The organism is Streptomyces sp. NPDC059853 (assembly GCF_042731495.1).
Taxonomy (GTDB): Bacteria; Actinomycetota; Actinomycetes; order Streptomycetales; family Streptomycetaceae; genus Streptomyces.
On record NZ_JBHWJL010000432.1, the window covers coordinates 1 to 3,138 of the forward strand.

Consider the following 3,138-nt stretch of genomic DNA (forward strand, 5'->3'; position numbering starts at 1 on the left):
CTTCTGGACCGACCAGCACGGCGTACGCGTCCAGGTGGTCGGCGACCCGGCGGCCGGCGACCGCCTCCGGGTGACCGAGGGCGACCCGGCCACCCGCACGTTCGTCGCGGTCGCCGAGGCCGCCGGCCGCCCCGTCGGCGTCGTCGGCTGGAACAGCCCGCGCGGCGTGCGCGGCGCCCGCGCACTCCTCACCCCGCCCTGATCGGCGCCCCGGCGCCGCCCCACCACCCCGTTCCATCCCCGGCCACACCGGCCCGACCGCGGAGAGAGAACCATGATTGACGAAGAAGTCCCGGTGCTCATCGTCGGAGGAGGCGGCTGCGGACTCACCGCCTCGCTCTTCCTGTCCGACCTGGGGGTACGGCACCTGCTGGTCGAACGACGTGCCTCCACCTCCGTGCTGCCCCGCGCGCACTACCTCAACCAGCGGACCATGGAGATCTTCCGCCAGCACGGCGTGGCCGACGACGTGTACGCGCTCAGCGCCCCGCTGGCCCACATGAGCGAGGTCGCCTGGCGCACCTCCCTGGCCGGCGACGGCGAACTGGACGCCCGCGACCTGCACCGCATGGACTCCTTCGGCGGCGGCAGCACCGCCGCCGCCTACGCGGCCGACAGCCCCTGCCCCTCCACCAACCTCCCGCAGCACCGCCTGGAGCCGCTGCTGCGCCGGCACGCCGAGGAACGGGCCCCCGGCATGGTGCGCTTCCACCACCTGATGGAGGAGTTCACCCAGGACGCCGACGGCGTCACCGCCCGGATCACCGACCGCACCACCGGCACCACCCGCACCGTACGGGCCCGCTATCTGCTGGGCGCGGACGGCGGCCGGAGCATCGGCGACACCCTCGGCGTGACCATGGACGGCGACGGCGGCTCCTGGAACGTCATCTCCGTGCACTTCAGCGCCGATCTCTCCCGGTGGTGGAGCGGCGACAAGGTGCTCATCACCAACTTCGTCAGCCCCGACGGCGGCCTGATCTCCCGCTACGGCATGGTCGCCATGGGCCCCGGCTGGGGGCTCGCCTCACAGGAGTGGGCACTGCACTTCCACCTGCCCGCCGGAATCGAACTCGACCTGGGGGAGGAGGCCACCGTCGCCCGGGTCAGGGAACTGCTCAAACTGCCCGAGCTGGACGTCACCGTCCACCAGGTCAGCCGGTACACACCCGAGGCCGTCATCGCCAGGACCTTCCGGGTGGGCCGCGTCCTGCTGGCCGGCGACGCCGCGCACCGCCAGCCGCCCGCCACCGGACTCGGCCTGAACACCGCCGTCCAGGACGCCCACAACGCCGCCTGGAAACTGGCGGCCGTGCTCGGCGGCACCGCGGGCGAGGAACTGCTGGACTCCTACGAGTCCGAGCGGCTGCCGGTCGCACGCCGCTCCATGGAATGGGCCATGTTCGCCTTCCGCAACCACGGCGTCCTGCACGCCGGCCTCGGCCTGATGCCCGGCGCGCCGCCCGAGACCACCCGGGCCAACTTCCGCGCGCTGTTCGCCGACACCCCGATGGGGGAGACCCTGCGCGCCAGGACGGCGGAGGTCTTCGCCACCCAGCGGGTGGAGTACCAGGCGCACGACATCGAGATCGGCTTCTCCTACGAGCAGGGCGCTCTGGTGCCGGACGGCACCCCGCGCCCGCCGCTGGACCCGATGGGCAGCGTCCACCACCCCGTCACCCGGCCCGGCCACCGGCTGCCGCACGCCTGGCTGACCCGGGGCACCGAACGGCTCAGCACCCACGACCTGGTGGGCCGCACCGGCGGATTCGTCCTGATCACCGGCCCGGACGCGGACGTCTGGCGGCCGGCGGCCAAGGAGGTCGCGCAGGCGTACGGCGTACCGCTGGAGGTGGTGGCCATCGGCACCGCCGCCGACGAACCGGCCGGGTTCCGCGACGAGGACGGCACCTGGTCGGCGGTGCGCGGCATCGGCGACGACGGCGCCGTGCTGGTCCGCCCCGACCAGCACGTCGCCTGGCGCAGCCCGCACGCCGGGACGCGGGCCGAACCCGAACTGGCGGCAGCCGTCCGCCGCGCCCTCGGGCACCCCGGCACCGGCCCGGACGCCGGAGCGAGCGCGTGAGCGCGGCGGGCGCCGACGGCGGGGGCGAACGGATCGTCCGCGCGTTCCTGACCGCGATGGGGCCCACCACCGAGGGCGTACGGGCGGCCGTGGACCGGTATCTGACCGACGACTGCGTGTGGGAGAACCCCGGATCGCCGGTGTGCGTGGGCAAGGAGCAGATCATGGCGCTCATGCCGCCCGACTTCGCCCGGCTGGAGGCGCGCGTCCGCCATGTCGCCGCCGTCGGCGACACCGTGCTGATGGAGCGCACCGAGAACATGCTGCGCGCCGACGGCACCCCCATCGCCCGCAACCTCAAGGTGATGGCCGCCTTCGAGCTGCGGGACGGCCGGATCGCCGCCTGGCGCGACTACTTCGACATCACCCGCCTCATCTCGGACCGGGAGGAACGGTGAACGCGACCTCATGACGATCGCACGAGCGGACACCAAGGATCTGTGCGCGGACCTCGTGGAGCGGGTGCACGCCATCGGGCCGGTGCTCGCGGACGGGGTCGCCGAGGGCGACCGCACCCGCCGGCTCCCCGACGCCTCCGTCCACGCCATCGACACCTCCCAGGTGGGCATGGTGTGGACCGCGAAGGAGTACGGCGGCCTGGAGGGCGACGTCCGCACCCTCAGCGAGGTCACCAAGGCCCTCGCGCACTACTGCCCCTCCACCTCCTGGGTCGTCAACAACATCAACGGCTCCAACCTGCTCGCCACCCGCTTCCCCCGCCGGGCACGCGACGAGGTGTTCGGCGACCGGCCCGGGGCCAAGCTCGCCTCCGTCTTCGTCGCCCCCGGCCAGGTGGTCGCCACCGACGGCGGCTATCTGCTGACCGGCGCCTGGCCGTACGCCTCCGGGATCCTGCACGACGACTGGGCGATCTTCAGCGCCCGCGAAGCCGCCCCCGACGGGAGCGCCCGCGGCGTGTCCGTCCTGGTGCCGGTGGACCGGCTGACGGTCGAGGACACCTGGTCCACGGTGGGCATGCGCGCCACCGGCAGCCACTGTGACCGACTGCGTGTACTGCGCCTCAGTACACGCCCGCAAGTCCGCCCAGATGT

3 protein-coding genes and 1 pseudogene are annotated in these 3,138 nt (G+C 73.5%); all 4 read left to right on the forward strand.

The genetic code is table 11. The annotated features are described in order from the left end of the window. A partial coding sequence (locus ACFV5N_RS26270) for an oxidoreductase C-terminal domain-containing protein (protein WP_385604563.1) occupies positions 1–202 on the forward strand: 202 nt, incomplete at its 5' end. 72 nt (positions 203–274) lie between these two features. Continuing rightward, on the forward strand, positions 275–2,086 hold the full coding sequence (locus ACFV5N_RS26275; RefSeq protein WP_385604566.1) for an FAD-dependent monooxygenase: 1,812 nt from the start codon (positions 275–277) through the stop codon (positions 2,084–2,086). Continuing rightward, positions 2,083–2,484 (forward strand): limonene-1,2-epoxide hydrolase family protein, encoded by a 402-nt coding sequence (locus tag ACFV5N_RS26280; protein WP_385604569.1) that lies wholly within the window; start codon positions 2,083–2,085, stop codon positions 2,482–2,484. Before ACFV5N_RS26275 ends, ACFV5N_RS26280 begins: the two co-directional genes overlap by 4 nt. A gap of 10 nt (positions 2,485–2,494) precedes the next feature. Further along, positions 2,495–3,138: pseudogene (locus ACFV5N_RS26285) on the forward strand (hypothetical protein); the annotation flags it as partial.